The sequence below is a fragment of the Pectobacterium aroidearum genome (assembly GCF_041228105.1).
In the GTDB taxonomy this organism is placed as follows: domain Bacteria; phylum Pseudomonadota; class Gammaproteobacteria; order Enterobacterales; family Enterobacteriaceae; genus Pectobacterium; species Pectobacterium aroidearum.
Window position 1 is genome coordinate 1,906,894 of record NZ_CP166097.1, and the last position, 23,108, is coordinate 1,930,001.

Sequence of the window (23,108 nt, forward strand, 5' to 3'; positions counted from 1 at the left end):
AGCAACATACTCTTAGTATCCACTCCAGCCAGATAGTTACCTAAGCGCTATGCAATTTAATATACCGACGTTGCTTACCCTGTTTCGTGTTGCTCTTATTCCGTTTTTTGTGCTGGCGTTTTATCTTCCGTTCGTCTGGGCACCGCTGCTTTGTGCGCTGATTTTCGTGTTTGCCGCCGTGACGGATTGGTTTGATGGTTTCCTTGCCCGCCGCTGGAAACAGACCACGCGTTTTGGTGCTTTCCTCGATCCCGTAGCGGATAAAGTGATGGTGGCTGTCGCGTTGGTGCTGGTCGCGGAATACTATCATTCCTGGTGGATTACGCTGCCGGCAGCAACGATGATCGCGCGAGAAATCATTATTTCAGCCTTGCGCGAGTGGATGGCTGAAATTGGCAAAAGAAGCAGCGTTGCTGTGTCGTGGATAGGAAAGGTGAAGACTACGGCTCAGATGATGGCGCTTTTTGCTTTGCTATGGCGCCCAGAGCGCATTGTTGAAGGTGTTGGTGTTGTGGCGCTCTATATCGCGGCTGTGCTGACTTTTTGGTCCATGTTCCAATATTTGAATGCCGCACGTCACGATTTGCTTGAACCTTGATCGAAGCGCCGTAAAAACCAGCAAACGAACGTGGTTGCTTGATAATTCTGTTGACTCATCGTGTCAGGTCAGTAGAATGCACCGCATCAACAGCAACGCTGGTTTGTAAGAAGTTAGAAGAATCAGTAAGTTCTGTGTTGCGGGAATAGCTCAGTTGGTAGAGCACGACCTTGCCAAGGTCGGGGTCGCGAGTTCGAGTCTCGTTTCCCGCTCCAATTTATGATCTGTAGACAGCTACTGAAGTCTGCAAGTCGTTGAAAATAGGACCTTCGGGTCCTTTTTTCGTTCCAGCGAAGTCTACTGGAATCCGTCTACATCCACGCTTTTTTAGTCCATTTTTTAGTCCATAAAAAACGGGTGCGTGGGGTTCCGTATTCTTGCTGGGTCGGAGCGAGCCATGAGTCGAGGATCTAGCCTAACTCTTCAAGTTAGGAGCTGGAACTATGGCACTATCAGACATGGCGGTTCGCCAAGCCAGGGCGACAGGCAAGGCCTATACGCTAGGCGACATCGATGGTCTCTCATTGGCTGTGACCGACATGGGCGGTCGGTCTTGGCACTTCCGCTATTCTTGGGCTGGCAAACAGAAGCGTATGTCCTTGGGGACTTACCCTGAGGTCGGTTTGCGTGAGGCGCGAACGCTGCGCGATCAGGCTCGTGCCTTGCTTGCCAAGGGCATCAATCCCAAGCTCGATCGTAAGCATAAACGGCAGTTCGTACGACTTGCCGACGAGCACACATTCAAGGCTGTGTTTCTTCAATGGGTTGAGCATCGTAAGCTAGAGCTCAAAGAGGGGCGCAACAGCACCTTGTCGCAAATTCTGCGCATCTTTGAGCGTGATGTGCTGCCAAGCCTGAGTAAGCTCTCTATTTACGACGTTCGTCGTGCCGACTTGCTGAACGTGCTCTCCAAGATTGAGCAGCGAGAGGCGTTCACCACCGCAGAGAAAGTACGCTCCTGGCTCAATCAACTGTTCCGATTTGCGCAGGTGAAAGTCGAAAGACTGGAGAGCAATCCGGCATCTGACTTGGATGTGGTTGCTGTTCCTGCTCCACCTGTTGTTCACAATCCTTTCTTGCGTTTACCTGAGCTACCCGAACTTCTGCAAAAAGTACGACGTTATCGTGGGGCGATCACGACGCAACTCGGAATCCGCTTGTTGTTGCTGACGGGCGTGCGTACTGGTGAGCTACGGTTGGCGACTCCGGAGCAGTTCGATTTGGAACAAGGGCTGTGGATTATTCCTCCGGAAGTGGTCAAGCAACTGCAAACGGATATGCGCAAGAAAGGCAAGCGACCCCAGGATATTCCCTCCTACATCGTACCGTTGTCTATTCAGGCGATTGAGATTGTTCGCTACCTGCTCGAAGAAGTGAGGCCGGCACAACGGTATCTTTTCTCGCACCGCAGCGATTTGAAAAAACGTATCAGCGAGAACACGTTGAACGGTGCCCTCAAGCGTATGGGTTATCAGGATTTGCTCACTGGTCACGGCATCCGTGGCACGATCTCCACAGCACTCAACGAAGTGGGCTACCCCAAAGTTTGGGTGGACGCCCAGCTTTCGCATTGCGATCCCAACCAGGTGAGTGCAGCTTACAACCATGCACTCTACGTCGAGCCCCGGCGTAAGATGATGCAGGACTGGGCGGACCGGTTGGACTTGCTGGAGCAGGGAGAAGTAGAAGCGGCCAGTCAGCATCTGACCATTCGCATTGATGGCGTGCCTGTTCTGGATGAAAGCAATGGGACGGAGGCAATGCTGAAAGATGCGTCACCCGTCGGTGGAATTACGCCTCACCGCTTGTCTGCTGTGCCGGCACGCCCGGTGCCTGAATCTGTCGTTGAAATCCCTATTTCTGACCTGCAGCGTGAACGGATGGAAATGCTTGCAGCTTATGAAGCACCGCACAACTTGCCAGTCGTTCAGTTTGCCAAACTGGCTGGCAAATCCAAGGAGCAGATTAATCGAGAAATCAAGGCGGGCAAGTTGTTGACAATCAGCCTTGGGAACCGTGGGCAGAGGGTGCCTGAGTGGCAACTGGTGCCGATGAAACTCAAACTGACGCAGGTGATGATGAAGATGCTTCCCCATGCTGAAGGATGGGATGTATATCGCTTATTAACCAGCGTTCATCCTGAACTGGATGATCGTGCAGCTATTGATATTATTACGCCGAATAATATGGACAACGTTGTGCAGGTTTTGCTGCCTCAACAAGCATTCGAGGCTGGCCGAAAAGTGTGAAGAGGTTTGTGGGTTGTTCGGCTAAGCTGTAGCCTTTATAGGCTTGGGTGGAGCATCGATCTGTGAAAATCTTATTTCTCAACTGCGTAAATGCTTTTGGGTTAATAAAAAGCGTCATATATTGAGGGGGGAGATTGCTGTTTTTGTAGCTTTTTCCCCTGTCAAAATGAAAAACCAAGAATGCGTAACAATAATATTTTAGCCAATCAGGATTTTTATGTCAGATAATATTGATCAATTTTCAATTTATGCCGCTAAGGTATTTGAGACCTTGTATGACAGCTTTCCTGTTCCGATCGCTATCAAGCAGCGGGAAGTGATTGCGGATTATTTGAATTTTGATAATTATGAAGAGTTAAAACAGTTGAGGATCAGGCGTGATATTGCTGACATAGTTGATTGCGTAGAGGATGAGGATCTGAAGGCGACGGTCAAGGAAAAGCGTCCCGCTATTGAGGCACGACTTGCTGAACTAGAGCGTGACCAGCGTAATGGTGTAGACCGGCAAGAACGAATTTTCAATGGCACCTTAGATTTTCTGTGCTGGGAAGGCCTCATACGTCACTGTGATAATGGATATCAGCTCACGGCGAAGGGGTTTTCTCATCTGAATAAATCATTCAAAGGTGGAGAGATAGCTGATGAGAATGACAAAAATATCTCTGTTTTGAAAGCGGTGTTTGAAAAGTCGTCAGAAACCTCACTTCAGGTTGCAGTGGGAACCATAGTCAATGTTTTAACCAAGGTTCTGGGTTATAGCTAGCCAGTCAATCAATTTCTTTCGTGGCCTGTTGGTCGCCCACTCCTGACAGGTGGCTGATTATTTCTGCGTTATATTTTAAGGAGATTCCGTGAGCAACGGAGCATCATCATTTTCTAGTCAATTGCTAATTGCCATAATTCCAATATTCTTGGGATCTTTTCTTTTTGCAGGAGTGCTAGAGAGCTACAAGAAAGATCAAGGCCTTCAAAAGGAGCTTATAAAAGATTACTACAGGCCTATGAGAGAATTGCAAGGCTTTTGTTCGACCTCACATAATGAACTTTTTCTAAAATATGGAGATTTAGCAGGTTCTTATCAACTTATGTTTGATGAAATAGTACATATGTTTGAGACTCCTGAATCCAAGTTGGGGCGAGATTATGAAGCTATCCCAATGTCAGTCGTCAAAGCAAATTCTGAGCTAAAAAAGAGGGTCGAAGAGCTTGATGTGGTGGTAAAAAAATGTAGATCTGATTTGTTTCTAAAATATGAGGAGCTTGCCTTGGCTACTGGTTCATACCCAGAGCTTATGAGGTTGGCAGAAAAACGCACAAACGAGATTAATGCTATCTATTCAGAAAGAAAGAAAAAGGCCAAAGAAATTATAAAAGATATAGACCCTAATCAGTTGATGCCATTAATGAGAAGGTTTGTTTCTATTGATATGTCTAACGATATGAATAAATCTATGCTTATCAGTGAAATGAAAAAGATATTTGAGCCAGCAAAACAATACGATTTAATTATGGCGGAATCTGAACAGTCAATATTTCAAAAGGAATATGAATTTTTTCAAAAACTTCATGAGTTGTTTGCAAAGGAAATTAGCAAAAAACATTCGGGTGGTTTTTTTAGTTGGATGTTTTGAAATATAAAAAATCAATTAACTATGTGTTTTTTTGCGTAGTCCGCAAAAAAGTGGAATCGGTTGTTGAGGTATTAGGCATGGCGAGGTAATCAATCGAAATGAAAACTAAAAAGCGTGAGTGGCATGGTGCACATCACTCTTGGGGGGATGATCCTAGAGCTTTTCGCTGGTTGGGCGAGATGATTGGCGGAATAAACTTGCTGCCGATCGCAACAGATATGCGTGCTTGGATGCAGCAGCGAGGACATTTGTCTCTTATGCCTGCTCAAGAGGCACCGGAAAGAAGTGGGTTCACTAACCCGTATACAAAAAATGGAGTTACTTTGTCACTTATTATGGGGAGGGTTATTAACTATTTTCATAATTATGCGCACGGAGCTGCTGAGCCTAGTCATGATGAAGTAGATTCAGAAATTGAACGGCTGAGAATTTACAATGAAATGATTTTATATTCTGCAAGACTCTGCGAAGTTGCAATTAAACAGCTTCTCTACTGCACACATATACCTGAATCAATATACGGAAGAATGGCGCTGGGCCAATTGCTAGAAGCACCATGCCCAAGCTGTAAACGAGCAAATGATAAAAAACCTCACTTCGTTTCATTGGTTGGAACTTTGGCACATCCATATCATTTGTGTCTAGAGTTCGAGCACTGCGCCATGGATCATATGGATCTCGTTAACAAGTTGAGAAATTCCCAGGTGGCTCACTCGGGAATTCAAGAGTTGAATATCAGAACGTCAGACGTTTCTAGAGCGCAACTGCTGAAAGAGGGAGACGATATACTTAACGGGTTTCTACATATGCTTTCTCACGTTGAGGCTCTTGAGCAAAAGATAATCCGAGATTTAGAAGATAAAGCAAAGGCCATTAATCTTCTTAAGATTAATGGCCTGAAGCCAGAGGATTGTAATTTCAATTTGGTTCCGGGTGAGAAGTTTGTGTTTCATCCAAAGGAGTAATGTGCCTGACAACTCCAATTGGTCTGAAATGTTTTCCGCTGCTGAGGGCGTTAACGTCAGCTAATCGCTCTTTGAAATATATCAGGTTTTCTCGTGTTCTAATACAGATCACGCCTAGATGAATTTTTAATTCATATTCAATTTCTGGTTAAAAGAACTCTGCTGTATTTTTAAGCGTCTGGAAATGAATTTTGTCGCTGCTTTTATGAGGTGAGGGTATCACCTCTTATTTTCTTTTCATAATAATTAAAATTCTGCAGTGCTTATTTCCCCGGTGTGGAACGCAAGTCAATCAACTATTCCTGGTTTTCCTTTCCAGTTTATTGCCATCATCATCAAAATACCGACTAGGCCAGATTTCGGCGGGTTCCACGCCGAGTGCATTGGCAATCAGTTGTTCGCCTTTCGGCCAGGAACGCGTAAGTGCGTTGGCGAGAGTAGAGGAGCTTAGCCCTGCTTGTCGGGACAAAGCAGCCAGTGTGGTGTGCTTTTTGCGAAGGCCTGCGATGATATCGGCGTTGTGCCAGTCCTGCTTGTTCATTGTCATATGAAGTAACCCTGAGTCTTACTGCTGGTGGCGATTCAGACAGGGTTTGCAGTACCGGGCAAGTTACCTAAACCGGCGAGGACATTGTCCTCCCCTGCCTGAACCGCCATAACAGGGGCGTACTCAGGCACACCAGCGTGCGAACGCTGATGGGTAACTCGCTATGGGGCTGCAAATCCCCGCCAATGGATTTTGCCAAAGGCATAATTAAGATAAGTGAAATTTGCAGCTTTCTCAAATTAAAAAGTTGTTGTGTTGGGGACTGGCGGCGTTGAGCTGTTATGGCAGCATGTCGGGAGAGTAGTAAGTAAAACAGGTAGTGAAGACGCATTTTTGTGCTGGCAGATGATTTTGCCAGCAAGTGATTGTTTTTAGCCAGAAACGGGTGTTCGTGCTTTTTTGAACCTTCGGGTGACTTTGTTGCCCGTCTCATCGTAATACCGGCTCGGCCAGATCTCGGCTGGGTCCATGTCCAGCGCTTCTGCAATCAATTTTTCGCCTTTCGGCCAGGGGCGATAAAACGTATTAGCGAGAGTGGAATCACTGAGTCCGGCCTGTCGTGAGAGTGCGGCCAGGCTGATACGTTTCTTGTGAAGTGCGGCGACGATATCCGCCCGGTGCCAGTCCTGTTGCTGCTGCGCCATAACCATAAATAGCTCCATGTTGTGGGTGGCGGTTCAGACAGGGTTTGCACTACCGGACATGTGACCTAAACCGGCAGGATAAATCCTCCCCTGCCTGAACCGCCATAACAGGGGCGTACTCAGGCACACCAGCGCCTAAACGCTGATGGGACACATGTATAGGGGGTGCAAATCCCCGCCGATGGATTTTGCCAAAGGCCTAAACAAGATAAGTGAAAAATGCGCCGCACTCAAAAACTTTTAAGCACATCATGTTATTGGTTCTAATTACTGGTCGATCGAGAAGCTAATATTTGCACGCTATTATTTGAAAGATTGATAGCCATGTCCTCTCAAGGAGATGGTAGTCTCAAAAATTAATCAAAATTATCAGAATAACTGCGAAGCTCAGGCCATTTATTGCGCAGCTCACAGAACAATCCGACTGTCTGGGTCAGTTTTACAAAGAATCATCATTGTTTCGGGATGGTCTGAGCAACTTCTTGCTCAAATTTGGCTTAGGGGAAATTTGATTTAAGAAAATAAACAATAAAAACAGCAGGATAAAAATTGGCATGGTTATTGATATGAGTAACGACGAAGCGTTACCTATATCAACAACAAGGAAAGGAGCAAGACTATGCCAACTCCATGCTATATCAGCATCGAAGGAAAAACGCAGGGCAACATCACCGCTGGAGCCTTCACTTCTGATTCTGTCGGCAACATCTATGTGGAAGGCCACGAAGATGAAATGCTGGTACAGGAATTCAAACACGTCGTCACCGTGCCGACCGATCCGCAGTCTGGCCAACCGTCTGGTCAACGCGTCCACAAGCCGTTCAAGTTCACCGTCGCGCTGAACAAGGCGGTGCCACTGATGTACAACGCCCTGGCCTCCGGTGAAATGCTGCCGACCGTCACACTGAAGTGGTATCGCACGTCTGTGGAAGGCAAGCAGGAGCACTTCTTCTCTACCGTGCTGACTGACGCCACCATCGTGGATATCGACTGCAAAATGCCACACTGCCAGGACCCGTCCAAGCTCGATTACACCCAACTGATCGAAGTCTCTCTGGCCTACCGCAAAGTCGACTGGGAGCACACCGTGGCCGGAACCTCTGGTTCTGACGACTGGCGCACGCCTGTCGAAGCCTGATGCCGCTCAAACCCGGCCCTGTGCCGGGTTTCCTGCACTGAGTCATGGCTCATGCCATGCCTGAGTGTGGATGACAGCATCAGGAGGACGTGTGGCAAACAGTACAGGATTACAGTTCACGGTAAAGGTCGGTGCATTGCCCGAGAGCACCTTTGCGGTGGTGGATTTTCAGCTCAGCGAGGCACTGAACCAGCCGTTTTCCCTGTCGCTGAATCTGGCCAGCCCGCTGCCGGGTATCGACTTTGGTGCCGTACTGGATCAGCCGTGTGAACTGCTGGTGTGGTACGAAGGTGAACTCAAGCGCCGTGTCAGCGGCATTGTCAGCGCCTTTGCACAGGGCGACACCGGTTTTCGCCGTACCCGCTATCAGGCAGAAGTGCGACCGGCGCTGTGGCGGCTGGGGCTGCGCACCAATGCACGGATCTTTCAGGCACAGAAGCCAGAAGCGATTATTGGTACGTTGCTGGAAGAGTCCGGCATCACCGACTACGCCTTTGCGCTGCGGCACGACCACGCGCCCCGCGAATACTGTGTGCAGTACCGGGAAAGTGATTTGGCCTTTGTCGCCCGTTTGGCGGCTGAGGAAGGCCTGTACTTTTTCCATGAGTTTGAAGCCGGTAAGCACCGGGTCGTCTTTGCCGATGATGCCGGGGCGCTTGGCAAAGGCCCGGAGCTGTTCTTCAACCTCGCCACGCAGGGGCTGAGTGAAGGCGAATATGTCAGACGTTTCCGCTACGCCGAAGCGGTCAGCACAGCAGAAGTCGCGCTCAAGGATTACAGCTTCAAAACGCCCGCCTACGGCCTGCTGCACAGCAAGATGAGCAGCGAGCTGGCGAACCAGCGCGAAAGCTATCAGCACTTCGATTATCCCGGTCGCTTCAAACAAGATCCGAGCGGCAAGGCCTTTACCGGCTATCGGCTGGATGCATTGCGCGCCGGTGCCATGACGGGATCGGGTGAATCAAATGCCGCGATGCTGATGCCGGGGAGCAGTTTTACCCTCACCGAACACCCCAATCCAACGCTCAACGCAGCCTGGCAACTGGTGGCGATCACCCACAGTGGGAAGCAACCGCAGGCGCTGGAAGAAGAAAGCGGCGGCGAGCCGACGACCTACAGTAACAGCTTCGAGGTGATCAGTGCCAAAAGCACCTGGCGTGCCGATCTGCCCTACAAACCGATGGTGGATGGCCCGCAGATTGCCACCGTGGTCGGCCCCGCAGGCGAGGAAATCTACTGCGACGAATACGGGCGCATCAAACTGCAATTCCCGTGGGATCGCTACGGAGCCAGCGATGACCAGAGCTCCTGCTGGGTGCGCGTCAGTCAGGGCTGGGCAGGCGGTCAGTACGGTCTGATAGCCATCCCACGCATCGGCCATGAGGTGATTGTCAGCTTCCTCGAAGGCGACCCCGACCAGCCGATTGTGACAGGCCGCACTTTCCACGCCACCAATCCATCGCCGTATCCACTGCCAGCGAACAAGACACGCACCTCGCTGCGTACTTCAACGCATAAGGGCGCGGGCTTTAATGAACTGCGCTTTGAAGACCAGGCCGGGCAGGAAGAGGTGTTTATCCACGCTCAGAAAGACATGAACACCGTGGTGCTGAACAACCGCAGCACTACCGTGACGGCTGACCATACCGAAAACGTCGGCGGCAATCAGACGGTGTCGGTCATCAAAGACCAGTCCACCGAAATCCAGGGGCAGCAAACCGTTGCCATCTCCGGTAGCCGCAGCACGGTGGTGGGTGATGTCACGGCAACAGAAGAACTTCACGACAGCCTGCAGGTGAAAAACAACATCCTTATCCAGTCGATACAGGGCGGCATTCTGATTGCCGCCAACATCGGTTTTATCAGTATCAGCGACGAAGGTGACATCACCATCAAGGGCAAAACCATCACGGTCAACGGCAACCGTATCGACCTGAACTGAATAATAAAAACAACAAGGACGCTGAAACATGTACCAGATGAACGAAGGCACGTTGAACATTCCTGCGCAATGGCGAGATGAGTCGCTGCACGTTTTTGTTCTGCCTGACGACACGACCAACCTGGTGGTCAACCGCACTCCAGTGGAGGGCGGTAAAACAGCCGATGCGGCTTATCAGGACACGCTGGCGCAGTTGTCGGCGCAGCTTAAAGGTTATGAAGAGCGGCAGGCGTGGACGCTGACGCTGGATGGGCAAACCGCTCAAGGGGTTGAGTACACCTGGCAGTCGCCCGAAGGGCAGATGCATCAGGTGGTGGTGATGCAAATGCGTGGCAACCTGCTGCTGACGTTCACTATTACCGCCGCTGATGTGCTCAGTGATGAGAACAAAGCCAGCTTGCTGACCGTGATTGAGACCTTCAAAGCCGTTGAATTGCCTGCCACACCGGAGGATAAGGCAGGCGGCCATGCGTGAGGAAATACTCTCCCGTATTGCACGTGTTGGTGCCATGCATGCGGGCAACCGCCCTAAGCTGCCACCGGGTTTACCTGAGCCAGGACAGGGTAAGCCGCCCACCTCGCCAGGCAAGGCTATCAAGCACAGCAGTTTCTGGGGCGCACTGGCAGGAGCGGCTGTCGGAGCGTTGATCGCGGCTGCCGCGTTTACCGTGGCCGCCGCCGCCGTTGCGGGTGCAGTGGTGTTGATGGGGGCCACCGGCGGGGCTGGTCTCGCCCTGGTGGTGGGAGTAGTCAAGCTGGCGGCAGGGGCGGCGCTGGTGTATGGACTGAGTGACCTGATAGGCGGTGTCAGCAAGCGTGTGTCCTCGATGGTTGACAGCATGTCGCCCTCTTCAGGGGCGGTCAAAGATGGCTCGAAGACAGTCTTTGCAGAGGGTAATCCAGTCTCCCGCGCTGAAATCGATGCGGTGCTGTGCGACAAACACAACGGCCCGCAACTGATTGCCCAGGGCAGTGCCACGGTATTTGTCGAGGGCTACCACGCAGCACGTGTAGATGACAAAACCGTATGTGGGGCCACGATCAAGGAAGGGGCATCAACGGTGTTCTTTGGTTCAGGCCAAGAATCGCCACTCAAGGTCGAGGATGAATTCAGTGGCTGGCAGAAAGCGCTGATACTCGCAGTGGAATTCCTGATGCCCCCCAGTCGTGGTCTATTCCGGGGACTGGGCACTCTGTTTACCAAAGGACCGATGGCCGTACTGCGAGGCATGCAGGCCGGGGCATCATTTGCCCTGAAAGGACTCCGTAGTGCTGTGGAGTGTGCCAAAAACGGCTTTAAAGAAAGCAAAGGACTGGCGCGTGTCACCGAGTCCATTCGCGGCTTCCTGAAAGACCCCGTCTACATTGCCAGTGGCGAGGTCATTGAAAAACGCCTCGATCTGGAACTGGGCCAGACCGTTCCACTGCTGTTCGAGCGCACCTACCGCTCTGGTAGCCCACACTCCGGCTTGCTGGGTCATGGCTGGCACGATAGCTGGAGTGAAGTCGCTACCGTTGATCGCACTGACCAGGGTGACATCCATGTGACGCTTACCCTGGCGCAGGGCTATGACATCGACTTCACCTTCGGGATAGGTGCAACGGTGGTGTACTGCGCCGAATACCCCGAATTCAAACTGGTCAAACGCCATAACGGCTTTCACCTGTGGCACCGCGACAGCCAGACCTGGCGTGCCTTTACCGTCAAGCAGGGCGACCAACTGCTGCTGTCATCCATTACCGACAACCACCACAACCGAATCAACTTTCTGCGCGATCCCAAGGGCAACCTGCGCAAGATCAGACACAGCGACGGCATCGAGTTGCTGCTGGTATGGCAGGGGGAATTCCTGCGCCAGATACAGCGTATCGACACTGGGCAAAAAACGCTGTTGGCGGAATACCGGCAGGATGAGCGCGGCAGATTGGTCGAGGCCGATGCCTCACACGCCTACCACCTGTTCTATGACTACGACAATCACAACCGCCTGATCCGCTGGCACGACAACGACAAGACCTGGGCGCGTTATGAGTATGACCACCAGGGCCGCTGCATTTACACCACCTGTGCTGACGGCTACCTGACGGCTAATTTTGAGTATCTGGCTGACCGCGTGGTGATGACCGACGGGCTGGGTCAGCGTCATGAATACGGCTTCAATGATCTGTACCTGATGGCTTGGGAAAAATCCCCACTTGGCCATGTCACCCATTATGAATACGACGACGTAGGCAACCTGCTGCGGGAAATCTCTCCGGCAGGGAGGGTCGTGGAATTTGCCTACCTGGACAACAGCGGGCTGGTCAGCACCTTTACCGACGGCAGCGGCCATCAGTGGCACTACGACTATGACCATTACGAGCGGCTGACTGGCATCACCGACCCATTGGGCCGAAGTTGGGCATGGCAGTACGACAGCAAGGGCAATCCGCTGAGCCTGACCGGGCCGGACGCCAGCGAAGTCCGGTTTGCGTGGAACCGCTACGGCCTGCTGACCGAGGTGAGCGACGAACAAGGCCGGACGCAGGCCAGTCTGTTTTATGACCACCGCCAGCGCCTGATGAGTGCCACTGATGCGGAATCCCGCACCCAGCAACTGCGCTATGACCAGCAAGACCGACTCACAAGCTGGACACGTCCAGATGGGGCAACGTATCGCCTCGGTTACCGCCGTGCCAGTTGGAAGCTGCCGGAGCAACTGATACGCCCGGACGACAAGCAAGAGCAACGCCAGTACGACAAACACAACAACCTGCTGCACTACACCGACGGTAACGGCGCGGTCTGGGCTCAAACCTATGGCGCGTTCGACCTGCTGACCTCACGCACTGACGCCGAAGGCCGCACCTGGCAATACGAGTACGACAAAGAAAGCCAGCAACTGATTGGTGTCACCGCACCCGATGGCAACCGCTGGCAGTGGTGGCTGGACGCCGATGCGCGGGTTATCCGTGAGCGGGATATGGCCGGTACGGAAACCCACTACAGCTATGACGAAGACGGTCACTGCATCAGTATCCGCAATGGTGAAGGAGAAACTCGCCACTTTCTGTACGACGGGCGTGGACTGCTGATTCAGGAAACCGCGCCGGACGATACCTTGCACCACCGCTACGATGCGGCAGGCAGGTTGATCGAAGTGACATCCTCCACCAGTCATATCCAGTTTGAGTATGACGAGCGTGACCGGGTGGTACAGGAGCGGAACAGCGGAACGGAAATCCGACGCCAATACCAGGGAGAGTCGCACACCGTCACTCGCACCCTGTACTGGGAAGGCGAAGAAAACAGCGCGGCGCTCACCAGCACTTTCTGCTACCGTGCGACGGGAGAGCTGCGCCGGGTGCAGTTGCCGGATGGCGCAGAGCTGACGCTGGTTCACGACGGCGTAGGCCGTGAGTCTTCCCGCCAAAGTCAGGCTGGCTTTATGCAGCATCGCGAATACGACGCCATGGGCTGGCTGACGCGGGAAATGAGCGGCCAGAAGGTGGACGGCCGCCTGCAGCCGGTGCAGACCCGTGAATACCTCTACGACGGCGCAGGCAACCTGACCGGCACCCGGCGCAATCGCGAAGCGGCAGGCTATCAACTCGATGCCAGTGGGCGGGTGCTGTCGGTACTGAGCGGCGGCGCGGGGCGCAGCGTCGAAACCGAAGAGCAATACTGCTACACCCGCAGTGGTTTGCCGCAGGATGCGACAAGGCTGACCGAGTGGCAGGCTGGACGACTGACTCAACAGGACAACGCCCACTACCAGTATGACAAGGCCGGGCGGCTCATTCGCAAACAGGTGGTGCAGCCGGGCTATCGGCCGCAGGTGTGGTATTACCGTTGGGACAGTCGCAATCAGCTTAGGGTAGTGGATACGCCCAGCGGTGAACGCTGGTTCTATCGCTACGATCCGTTCGGACGGCGTATCGGCAAACGCTGCGACCAAACCTATGAAGATATTCGCTACCTGTGGGACGGCGACCAGATAGCAGAGGTACGGCGCTATCGTGACAACCAGCTTATCAGCCGCCGCCACTGGGTGCATAACGGTTGGGAACTGCTGGTACAGCAGCGGCAACATACGGACGGCAGTTGGGAAACGGATTTTGTGACCAGCGGCCATAATGGCGAGCCGCAGGCGGTCTTTAATCCGCAAGGTGAACTTCGCTGGCAAGCTCCGCGCACCAACTTATGGGGGCAGCGTTATACCGATAATACCGAAAATCTTGATCCGGGGCTGGCCTTTGCCGGGCAATACCGTGACGCTGAAAGTAGCTTATGCTATAACAGGTTCCGCTATTATGATCCAAATGGTGGTTGTTATATCTCACCCGACCCGATTAGTGTTTTGGGTGGGGAGAGTAACTACGGATATGTGCCTAATCCGATTGGCTGGGTTGATCCATTTGGATTGGCTTCTTGCCCCAATATGTCATATGACGATTGGATAAAATCTAAAGCGGCACAAGGAAACAATACTCACGTATACATAGGGTACAAGGATGGGAAGCCAATTTATGTGGGAATAAGCAAGGACGTTGATGTTCGTGCTCTACAGCATGGTGATAGGTTTGATCGATTGGTTCCTATAACTGACACTCCATTGAATCGGGGGCATGCCCGGAGTATAGAGCAGGCTTTGATCGATAATAACAAGTCAATTTTTAAGAACGAGATAAATAGCATTAGCCCCACAAGAAAACTTTACTCAGATGCTGTGGAGTGGGGCGAAAACTGGCTTAAAGATAATGGGATTAAGTTAAAATGGTAAATGAAATTTCTGTTGTTAAAATGGATGTATCGAAGAAGCCTAAAAGGCCCATCAAAGGGGATGTCTTCTATTTTAAAACAAATAAAAATGAATACTTGTACGGGCAAGTTGTTTTGGCCGACTTGACAGTTGGTCCATTTAAAAACACTCTGCTGATTTGTATTTTTGATAAGAAAACGATGGAGTTGCAGGGTGAGGTTTCTAGTAATGGTTGTGAATTTCTGGTGCCGCCAATTATCACTGATGAGTCATGCTGGAAGAACGGTTATTTTTTTTATTTAGGCAATGAATCCTTTGATGAGGATGTTTTGGATGATTTTTTGTTTGTAAATCCATTGAATAATAGAGCATACGATTTGTCCGGAAATCTATATGAGGGGAGCAGAGAGGGGAAGGTTGTTGGGGAAAGGGCTCTTTGTTACTTTGAAAATGTAATCAAAATAATTGAATGTAAATTAAATGAAAGGTTTATGCCAAATTAAATCTATTTGGTTGTTAATTGTTAAGTCATGTTTTCACGTAATCTAGTACGACAAAGCCGGGCGGTTAATCCGCAAGCAATAGGTGCGGGCTATCGACACACAGGTGTGGCATTACCGTTGGGACAGCCGCAACCAGCTCCGGGCTGTGGATACGCCAGGGTGTGAGCACTGATGTTGCTGCTACGGCCCGTTTGGATGCTGTGTCGGCAAACGCTGCGTTCAGACCAGTGAAGACTCTGCTACCAGCGGGACGGTGGCCTCATAGATGAGGCGCCTCACCACCGCGACGGTAAACTTACCTCATGCTGTCATCAGGCTGATTTTCTATTATCTGATAAACCAACTGAAAATGAATATGCGAGGAACCAGAAATGCCGCTGCCGATTTTGGATGGTTGGATCACTATCATATCTTTATTTTTATCTTTATTGGCTGTTAGCATATCGCTTGTGTCATTTGTGTTCACTCGAAGAAGTTGGTTTCAGTCAAATCGACCCATCGTGTCGGCGGCCGTCGAGACTCATGCTGGTGGTAGTGAATCAATTGCCTACAACTTAGTGCTAAGTAACACTGGAACTCGACCTGCTATAAATGTTCGCATTCGCGTTAAAGAGGTTGAGATTGACGCGTGTATATCCGAATGGGTTAAAAATCATAAAAATACGAACGCTATATATTCTAACGTGATGAGGTGTTTCTCGGATGACGGCGAGATTCCATTGCTGTTGAACGGAAAAAGTATGATTAATTCCTTTGGTTATACCTGCGCTGATGAACAAACGTTTTGGCTATATGGAGTCAGTCTGTCTGTAGAAATCAAATATTGTGATTTGGATGGTCGAAAGTATAAATCAAAACAAACAATTAGAATTAAAGACTCGGAAGGTTTTGCTGGCGGAATTTGGCAGTCATCAGCTAATTAATATTCAAAACTTGATCAAGCTCACTCCATGCTTGCTGCTCTCCGCAGTGAGCATTTTTTTTGCCATCTTTAATCCGTCTGAAATACGGGTTATGCTATTTGAAATAAATTTATCCAATTATTCCAGTTTGTCTCTGAGGTATGGGCTGTAGATGGCTTTTATGTTCGTAAGGCCGTTAATTATTAAGTGTCATAATAATGATGTTGGTTGTTTTTCAATTTTTTGTGAGTGGTTTTTATTAATGGGAAGTGTTCCCATGTTTCATGGGAGGCGATGCTTGTCGGTTTGTAAGTAAAATATAATCAATTCGTTCTGGTGGATAAATTATTTTATAAACGTACAGGAATAAAAATACGGCAAGGAGGTGGCGATGTCTGAATGCAAAGGATTGCCGAAAGGGGAACAGAAGAGCAAAAGCGGTAAAGAGTCGGGGCAGATATCCCGGCTTGATCTGGCATTGACGCTGACTGCCCAGAATACTGAGGCTGAGGTGTGTGACTGGCTTTTATCTACACTGGCATTTTACTTGTGGCCCCAGGGAGCGATGCTGGGGTTAGCTGATAGCAGCGGCAGGCAACTCTTGTGCCAAGGCCAGGTGGCAGATGTCCCCGTTGTGATGACGCTTGATGTGGATGATTTCAGCCATCCATTAGCCTATGCCTTGCATGAGAACAAGGCACACGTCTGGTCATCGTTGAATGGTGGTGCGCGTATTGAGCATCTGGCTTTTCAGCAGATGCTGTCGGGGTTGGGGGCAGCGTGTGGGCTGTATGCCATACCGGTGTTATCGGATAACGGCACTGTGCTGGGAACACTGGCGCTGCTGGATACACCAGAGCGTTTACAACAATGGCACGATAGTGGAGAAGGCAAAAAACTGGTTCAGATATTCTGTAATCAGATGGTGCTTTTGCGCCAGCGATCGGGAGGGTTGCATCAGCAGTCAATGCTTAGCGCTTCTGTCAAACGCGCTCGGGATGAGGCGCGCCATCAGGCGTTGATAAAACGCATGCAGGATGTGCTGATCGGTCAGTCGCCATGCATGAGGGTGCTGCAACAGAAGGTCGGACAAGCGGCTGAGCATACGTTGTCGGTGCTGATTCTGGGCGAAACCGGTACAGGCAAGGATGTGGTGGCTCGCCTGCTGCACCAATGTTCGAGCAGGGGAGATGCGCCGTTTGTGGCAATTAACTGTGCCGCGATCCCCGAGAGTCTGATCGAAAGCGAGTTGTTCGGTTACCAGAAAGGGGCGTTTTCAGATGCCCTGAGCGACAAGGTTGGTCTGGTGGCGCAGGCCAATGGCGGTACGCTGTTTCTGGATGAGGTCGGGGATATGCCGCTTGCCATGCAGGCCAAGTTATTGCGGGTGTTAGAGACCCGGTGTTTTCGTCCTCTTGGCGCAGCGCAGGAAGTGCATTCGGATTTCCGGCTGATTGCTGCTACGCATCACTCGCTGAAAAAGCGCATATCGGACGGTGCGTTCCGCCAGGATCTGTACCACCGGCTATGTCAGTGTGTATTGCATGTCGCGCCACTGCGCGAACGTGCAGAGGATATTCCGCTGTTGTGTCGTCACTTCATCGCACTCTGTTGCCGACGGGATCGGAAAGTATCCGTGACGCTGGAGCCGTCATTCCTGCGTCAGTTAATGCAGTACGGTTTTCCTGGTAACGTACGGGAACTATGCAACCTGCTGGAAGTTGCTTGTGCTCACACCTTATCCGACCAGCAGATCACCATGCAGTCACTGCCGCCCGAGGCGCAGAAACGGCTGACAAGTGAACGGGCTCGGGGAGAGGATTTTCAGCACATAGCGGATTTGCGCCTCGCAGTGCGAGTACGGGAGGCTGCCATCCTGCAAGCAAGGCTACGGCAGTTCGGTGGCGATCGTCAGGCTGCCGCAGATAGTCTGAATATACCCAAGCGTACGTTCAATCGTAAATGTCTCAGGCAGGGGATCAGGTACTGACGCTGATATGTGCAGCGTTGTGCCGGATTGCATGATTAAGCTGACGTGTTCTCCAGAAGCGTTAAGTATGGATTATTGGGCGGTTGCTCCGAGAAGATGCTCGATGGCTCTGTGAGTAAGTAACCGTGCAACCGCCGAGTCTTTCTTGGCCCGGTCACCTGGCATGTCCAGATGTTCAGCCCGCTGGGCTGTTTGCGATGCACCTGCTGCTTCTCGAAGCGCTTTTGAATCCACTGCCAATCCTGTAATCCCTCTTGTTTTGCCTGGGTGGCAATTGTCGGGTGCTCCTGCGCATAACGCTGGAAAATCCCAGGACTGACAAGATAGACCGTATCGTTCACGGTATGCACCATCGCTTTGGCGTCGTTGATGATGAGTTTGCGTGATTGAACCCCCTCCCTCAGCCAGACCATAAAGTGTTCGCTCGAAAGCGGTTTGGCTGGTTCTGGTTGGGATGGCGTATCCGAGGCCTGTTGCGGTATGGGCTCATCCGTGTCATCAGGTGGTGAGGTGGTGGGTTGTGCAGTGCTCGACGCATTGGAGGATGCTGCTGTGCTAGGCGCTTCGGCTGGTATCAGCATTGCGAGTATGTCTTCCATGACATCGTGTGGCGCAGTGGGGGATGGTGCTGTTGCAAGAACGGATGTGGGGTGAGCGGGAGAGGCAGAGACGGCGGGTTCAGGTGCGGGAAGCATCGCGTCGCTGCTATCGGGGGAACTGATATCGATCGTTACCGTTCCTGTGAAAGGATCTGGACGCTCGGACGCTTCCCAGATCAACGCCGGAGAGAGCTTCAATAGCGTGAAGCTGTGTGACCAGCCGGATGCGCTGCTGATGGTGGCTTTCCAGATGGCCTTGCCATCCAGTGTAGGCTGCAGTACGCCATGCTCCTGCAACACGTTGAACACAGCCGTGTTATTGGATGGAATGCCTTCGATCCCCTGTGACAGCAGATGGGCGCGCAGTTTGTCAGAGACGGTCTTGCTGACCAGCCAAAGTGTGTCCTCTGTCAGCCAACCATCCGAGGCCTGGGGCTGGTTGATTTTCAATTCCTCTTTGAGCAGGTAACGCAACCCGTCGAGTAGCTTGCGCTGTAGCGCCTGTTTGGGGGCCGCAAGGATGACGCGGTTGGGATTTCCGCCCAGTTCCTGCGCCACCGAAGCGCGATCGGCCTGGATGACGAGTTCGCCCAGCATGCCGGCATGTTCGTATTGGCCTGCAAGCGCATACAGCAGCGAAGTCCAGAGGGTAGGGTAGCTGCTGAGCCAGTCGAGGATGTGGTTATCGAGTATTTGCCGGTAGAGCAAGCCTGTGGCAGCGCCATGAAGGCGATATTCACGGTCATCCCGGTAACGAAAGCGGTAGGGCTGTTTCAGCGGCCCATGCCAGGGGTGCCAGAGGCTACCATCCTCGTGCTCGATATGCAGATCAACGGCAATCTTGCCGATGTCGTGGAGCAGGGCAGCATAAGCGATGGCCGCAGTCCAGGCTTCTGATTGAGCGGCTTGATCTTCCGGAGGTGCGCCTGCCGGCAGCAGGTGGGACTGTCGCAGTTTCAATGCAAAGGCGACGATCTCAAGTCCGTGATCGAGCATGCCGCCATGGTAAGCATGATGATGCGTTTCAGAGGCGGGAAACAACTGTACCAGCTCTGCGTAGCGCTCCAGAGGCCTGCGGTAAAGTGTGATGAATTGCTTGCGAGAGAGTGAGGTGCGTTGCCAGATATGTTCCAGCAGCTTTTGCCGACGAGGTGTGGCCAGCAAGGACGCCACGGGTTCTGGCTGGTGCAGCCCTTTTTCTGGCATGACAGGATCAGGTTGGGGGGGCGTGGGCTTTTTTCGCTGGAACAGAGTAAACATTGTGATGCCTCAGGTGCGGGGTAAATGGGCCTTTTCCTTTTCTGGGTAGGGCCTTTCCCCTTGACCCCATTCCATTGCCTTTTATGGGTTTTACCCTTGTTGGTGCCTTTTGATATAGCGTTGTTTGTCTGTGCCATCGAGTATCAATGCGGCAGGGGGGAGTTCTTTTTGTGTTGGGAATGGGGGGCTATTGAGGATGTGAAGACTTTGTTTTGCAGGGAACGTTACTATGAGATTATTTATTTCTGAGGTAATGACATTTTTTCTTTGGTTGGGAAACGGTTTTGTTTAGTTAACTGGAAATAAAAATGACGAAGGATATTGAACGCGATATCAGTACTATCAGGCGGGAATTGACAGGTTCTGAATTGGATCTGTCACAGCAAAAGGCACGGTCCCTGAAGTACTATATCCGGGGTATTTATAACGATTTGGTGAAATGGAAGTTTACGCGCCAATATGAACAAGAAGAATCACAGCGCAAGCTTGAGGTTGCCCTTTGTGTAATTGGTTTAATTGGCGTGTTGCTGGCGATTACCCGCTCAGCGGCGAGTGATATCGATTGGGTACGAGAGCATACTTTGGCATTCCGGCTATGGGGAGTGGCCTTGTGCGCTATTTTCGTTGGTGTATCGCTCGAACGATCTTCTCTGGTGAGTTCTCTGTGGCGTTTTACTGTCACGAAGGTGTTGCTATCAATTGTACTGTCGGGGCTGGTGATCTATGCACGGGGTCAGGCGGGCATTTATGTCAATGCTGTGTTTCATGTTGATGCGTCGGCTTTACCTATTACCCTGTTGTTTACTACCGGCCTTATGGTATTTAAATTGCTTTTGCCGTTTATAATCTTCGTGGCTGTGATTATATTTTTAGTGAATTTATTCTTTATTCTGGCCTGGCTCAAGAATAAATTTTATGGTGAGGATTCAGAGTTGTCATTGTTGTTATACCCTGCTCTTTGCGTATTTGTTTCATCCGTCCTTCTTTATCATGGATGGTTGTGGTCCAGTGATCAATTGAGCGATTCTCGGGTATCTGAAAAAATCTATCTGCTGGCTCATGCACTGGATTTTAATGATTCGCATCAATGTGCGAATGTGCCTGCAGATCGGCCAGTGGTTTTTCTTGGTAATGCTCAGGACGCAGTGTTAGTTGCACCTTATCAATTGGAAGACTTTGATTTCGCCACGTTCTTTGAGGCCTCGGCAAATGTTCCCCGCCAATTTGTGCGGATGCGATGTGAATACAAACCAGCACAGGCGTTTCCAGAAGGGGGGTGATTGATGCACACTTTGTTCCTGATTAGTTTATGCACTGTCAGAGCAATAAGCGGGACAGGCGATCTCCGACAGTTGGATATTTGATGTATGGTATTTCTGCTCTAAGCTAAGTAGACAAGGCGATTTCCGTAACAACATCGTGTTCAATCGCTGTAAGGTGGACTTCCGGTACAAGCGGGTAACGCAGGAAAATGATGACCATGAATAGCACGAGCCATAACAGTATTGCAGAACGCTTTGGCCGTTGGCTCGGCAGAGGCTGGCGTGGCTATGTGCGTTGTGAGCAACAGATATCGAGCTGGTTTGTCGATCAGGGGATGCCCGTTAAGGTAGCGTTTGCCCTGTTGTGGATTGCCAAACTGGCTCTTCTGGGACTATTGCTTTATGTGGCGTTCTGGTTGGCCCTTTTGCTGATAGGTCTCTTGCTTGTTGCACAGAGCCGTGGCAACAGAGAGCATGACGATTTGCAGCCAAGCATTGAGTTACGTCATGGTGAGGCTGGATTTGGGTTGTACTCATCGGATGGTCATCGAATTGATCCCCATGACCCCAATGATCCGTACGATGATTGATGGCCGTCCGTAAAAGCTTTGAGCCATCAGTGCATCGCTTTGTTTACGCCTGATGCTGTGCTGTCTTTTGCATCTTTACTGCCGGTTCCTAGATTCTGTGCAATTGCCCCCGCCTTTACACCAGCCCATCCCAAAGCTGCAATCCAGAAAGTTGGAAGAACCAGAAACATGGTTCCCATAACGAAGTTCAGCAACATGTCGCCGAAGGTATTGTTCATGCCCATAAGCGGATCAACATTGTTGTGTGGCCGATTCCAGCCCCATCCCCAACCGTAAAGCGCATCGAGGATCGTACTGTCGATCCAGCGAGCAAGCTGGAACCAGAAATCCACAAAGAACAGCGCAAACTGCACGATGCTGAGCGTGACAACGGTCTTCAGGTCGTAGGTGCCTACCAGGAGCACCAGAGGGATACAGATCACCAGTGCCATCTTCATTAGTGCAAGCACCATCGGCAGTGCCTGGCGCACGACGTCCAATGCCGGGAATGCGGCGATCCCTCCAATGGTCATGCCGATGTCGCCTGCAGCACGTGTGACGATATTCGGTAAGGTTTTGTCGATTTGGCCACCATAATCGGTGTATACACTGCCTTGGTTGAGTTTCTGCTGGCGGGGGGAAGCAAGCGCCCTGATGACTGAGTCATCTACCTCTGCACGGCTGATGAATCCTGCCCAGTTGGCGATGCGACTAAGTAGGCTGGGGTCGACCTGTGCCAGCAGGCGCGCACGCAAGCCGTTGCCACCATCGCTCCACCACTGGCGGCAACTGGGGTAGCCCGCCCCGCTTGGCACCTGAGCCAGTCCAGCGTCACGAGTGCTGTCATAAGCCCAGCCCTCACGTGGTGTCTTGGCGCGGTAGGTGTCGTAGAAGCCCCCGGTGCTGACAAAATAGGTCGAGCCGATCCAGGTCACGTCGTGCATTTGTGCTTCATCAAGATCAGGACGATTCATGAACAGTTTGGCACGTGCAGGGCCGTAGCAGTCGTGGGTAAAGTCCGCGACTTCCTGAGCCAGCAGGGGATCGTCAATACGGGTGGCATTGATCTCCATCCGCATTTGTCGCAGGTCGGTGCCGCATGGGATAGCCGCCACTGATGCTCCAGTGATCGCGCGTGAGAGCGCATGCATGAAGGCCCACCATACTGGCACTTTTGCACTCTGGTTGTTGAGGGTGCTGAAGGATTGTGACCAGCCTGTGTCTTCGGGCTGTGGCACGCTGATCTGGCACTGTGCCGAACGCGCCTGATCGTACCTGATTGTGTTGAGGTCAACATCAATGAACGGGATACCGGCGAACATCACCACCACGATCGCTACCCATACCCGGTTTTCAATGCGCATTGAAGACAGGACGCCCTTGTTGCCTTCGTCAGCACCCTCGGTACGGGATCTCAACCATTCGTCGATGATGATGGCCACGAAGGGGAGGACGAACACACCGCTGGAAACCAATACTGCCCAAATGCCGTTGTGGACGACCCAGCTCACCAGGGTCAGGTAATACTCCAGATAATCGGTGGTGAAAAGCGTCATGGTCATATTCC

Annotated in this window: 18 protein-coding genes and 1 tRNA gene; 15 read left to right on the forward strand and 4 right to left on the reverse strand. The window is 51.4% G+C overall.

Annotation, left to right across the window (positions count from 1 at the left end; genetic code table 11):
* The first annotated feature begins 49 nt into the window (after nucleotides 1-49).
* The 6 genes from pgsA (at nucleotide 50) to AB8809_RS08775 (ending at nucleotide 5,443) form a co-directional block, all read left to right on the forward strand.
* On the forward strand, nucleotides 50-598 hold the full coding sequence (gene pgsA / locus AB8809_RS08750) for a CDP-diacylglycerol--glycerol-3-phosphate 3-phosphatidyltransferase (protein WP_010279374.1): 549 nt from the start codon (nucleotides 50-52) through the stop codon (nucleotides 596-598).
* Between the two features lie 139 nt (nucleotides 599-737).
* A tRNA-Gly gene (locus tag AB8809_RS08755) sits at nucleotides 738-813 on the forward strand.
* A gap of 228 nt (nucleotides 814-1,041) precedes the next feature.
* Nucleotides 1,042-2,847 (forward strand): integrase arm-type DNA-binding domain-containing protein, encoded by a 1,806-nt coding sequence (locus tag AB8809_RS08760; RefSeq protein ID WP_349856154.1) that lies wholly within the window; start codon nucleotides 1,042-1,044, stop codon nucleotides 2,845-2,847.
* A 217-nt stretch (nucleotides 2,848-3,064) separates the two neighbouring features.
* Nucleotides 3,065-3,610: a hypothetical protein gene (locus tag AB8809_RS08765; RefSeq protein WP_025919277.1), complete on the forward strand. Its 546-nt coding sequence runs from the start codon at nucleotides 3,065-3,067 to the stop codon at nucleotides 3,608-3,610.
* 88 nt (nucleotides 3,611-3,698) lie between these two features.
* Nucleotides 3,699-4,478: a hypothetical protein gene (locus AB8809_RS08770; protein WP_349856153.1), complete on the forward strand. Its 780-nt coding sequence runs from the start codon at nucleotides 3,699-3,701 to the stop codon at nucleotides 4,476-4,478.
* Nucleotides 4,479-4,576: 98 nt separating this feature from the next.
* A complete protein-coding gene (locus tag AB8809_RS08775) occupies nucleotides 4,577-5,443 on the forward strand; it encodes a hypothetical protein (RefSeq protein ID WP_349856152.1) in 867 nt (288 codons plus the stop codon).
* 292 nt (nucleotides 5,444-5,735) lie between these two features.
* Here the strand turns inward: AB8809_RS08775 and AB8809_RS08780 are convergent, their stop codons facing one another.
* Nucleotides 5,736-5,984: a helix-turn-helix transcriptional regulator gene (locus AB8809_RS08780; RefSeq protein ID WP_039325644.1), complete on the reverse strand. Its 249-nt coding sequence runs from the start codon at nucleotides 5,982-5,984 to the stop codon at nucleotides 5,736-5,738.
* Nucleotides 5,985-6,361: 377 nt separating this feature from the next.
* Nucleotides 6,362-6,634: a helix-turn-helix transcriptional regulator gene (locus AB8809_RS08785; protein WP_129712389.1), complete on the reverse strand. Its 273-nt coding sequence runs from the start codon at nucleotides 6,632-6,634 to the stop codon at nucleotides 6,362-6,364.
* Between the two features lie 619 nt (nucleotides 6,635-7,253).
* Here AB8809_RS08785 and AB8809_RS08790 point away from each other — a divergent pair.
* The 7 genes from AB8809_RS08790 to AB8809_RS08820 all read left to right on the forward strand — a co-directional run bounded on the left by AB8809_RS08790 (nucleotide 7,254) and on the right by AB8809_RS08820 (nucleotide 17,851).
* A complete protein-coding gene (locus AB8809_RS08790; protein WP_129707094.1) occupies nucleotides 7,254-7,772 on the forward strand; it encodes an Hcp family type VI secretion system effector in 519 nt (172 codons plus the stop codon).
* Nucleotides 7,773-7,863: 91 nt separating this feature from the next.
* Complete coding sequence (gene tssI, locus AB8809_RS08795; protein ID WP_349856151.1) at nucleotides 7,864-9,714, forward strand: type VI secretion system tip protein TssI/VgrG; 1,851 nt, start codon at nucleotides 7,864-7,866, stop codon at nucleotides 9,712-9,714.
* 28 nt (nucleotides 9,715-9,742) lie between these two features.
* Complete coding sequence (locus tag AB8809_RS08800) at nucleotides 9,743-10,189, forward strand: DUF1795 domain-containing protein (RefSeq protein WP_349856150.1); 447 nt, start codon at nucleotides 9,743-9,745, stop codon at nucleotides 10,187-10,189.
* Nucleotides 10,182-14,477 carry an RHS repeat-associated core domain-containing protein gene (locus AB8809_RS08805; RefSeq protein WP_349856149.1) on the forward strand — a complete coding sequence of 1,432 codons (4,296 nt, stop codon included), beginning with the start codon at nucleotides 10,182-10,184 and terminating at the stop codon, nucleotides 14,475-14,477. Before AB8809_RS08800 ends, AB8809_RS08805 begins: the two co-directional genes overlap by 8 nt.
* On the forward strand, nucleotides 14,471-14,959 hold the full coding sequence (locus tag AB8809_RS08810; protein ID WP_349856148.1) for an Imm26 family immunity protein: 489 nt from the start codon (nucleotides 14,471-14,473) through the stop codon (nucleotides 14,957-14,959). The genes AB8809_RS08805 and AB8809_RS08810 overlap by 7 nt, the downstream gene beginning before the upstream one ends.
* 371 nt (nucleotides 14,960-15,330) lie before the next feature.
* Entirely contained in the window at nucleotides 15,331-15,882 is a 552-nt protein-coding gene (locus AB8809_RS08815) for a hypothetical protein (RefSeq protein WP_349856147.1), read from the forward strand.
* Nucleotides 15,883-16,252: 370 nt separating this feature from the next.
* Complete coding sequence (locus tag AB8809_RS08820; protein ID WP_349856146.1) at nucleotides 16,253-17,851, forward strand: sigma-54 dependent transcriptional regulator; 1,599 nt, start codon at nucleotides 16,253-16,255, stop codon at nucleotides 17,849-17,851.
* A gap of 35 nt (nucleotides 17,852-17,886) precedes the next feature.
* Here AB8809_RS08820 and mobH read toward each other — a convergent pair whose 3' ends face one another.
* A complete protein-coding gene (mobH, locus tag AB8809_RS08825; protein ID WP_349856145.1) occupies nucleotides 17,887-19,710 on the reverse strand; it encodes a MobH family relaxase in 1,824 nt (607 codons plus the stop codon).
* Nucleotides 19,711-20,018: 308 nt separating this feature from the next.
* On the opposite strand from mobH, the gene AB8809_RS08830 reads away from it, so the two are divergent.
* On the forward strand, nucleotides 20,019-20,990 hold the full coding sequence (locus AB8809_RS08830; protein WP_349856144.1) for a hypothetical protein: 972 nt from the start codon (nucleotides 20,019-20,021) through the stop codon (nucleotides 20,988-20,990).
* 200 nt (nucleotides 20,991-21,190) lie between these two features.
* Nucleotides 21,191-21,562, forward strand: coding sequence for a DUF3742 family protein (locus tag AB8809_RS08835; protein ID WP_349856143.1), 372 nt, complete (start codon nucleotides 21,191-21,193; stop codon nucleotides 21,560-21,562).
* A gap of 26 nt (nucleotides 21,563-21,588) precedes the next feature.
* On the opposite strand, the gene AB8809_RS08840 is transcribed toward AB8809_RS08835, so the two are convergent.
* Entirely contained in the window at nucleotides 21,589-23,097 is a 1,509-nt protein-coding gene (locus AB8809_RS08840; protein WP_349856142.1) for a conjugal transfer protein TraG N-terminal domain-containing protein, read from the reverse strand.
* Between the last annotated feature and the right edge of the window lie 11 nt (nucleotides 23,098-23,108).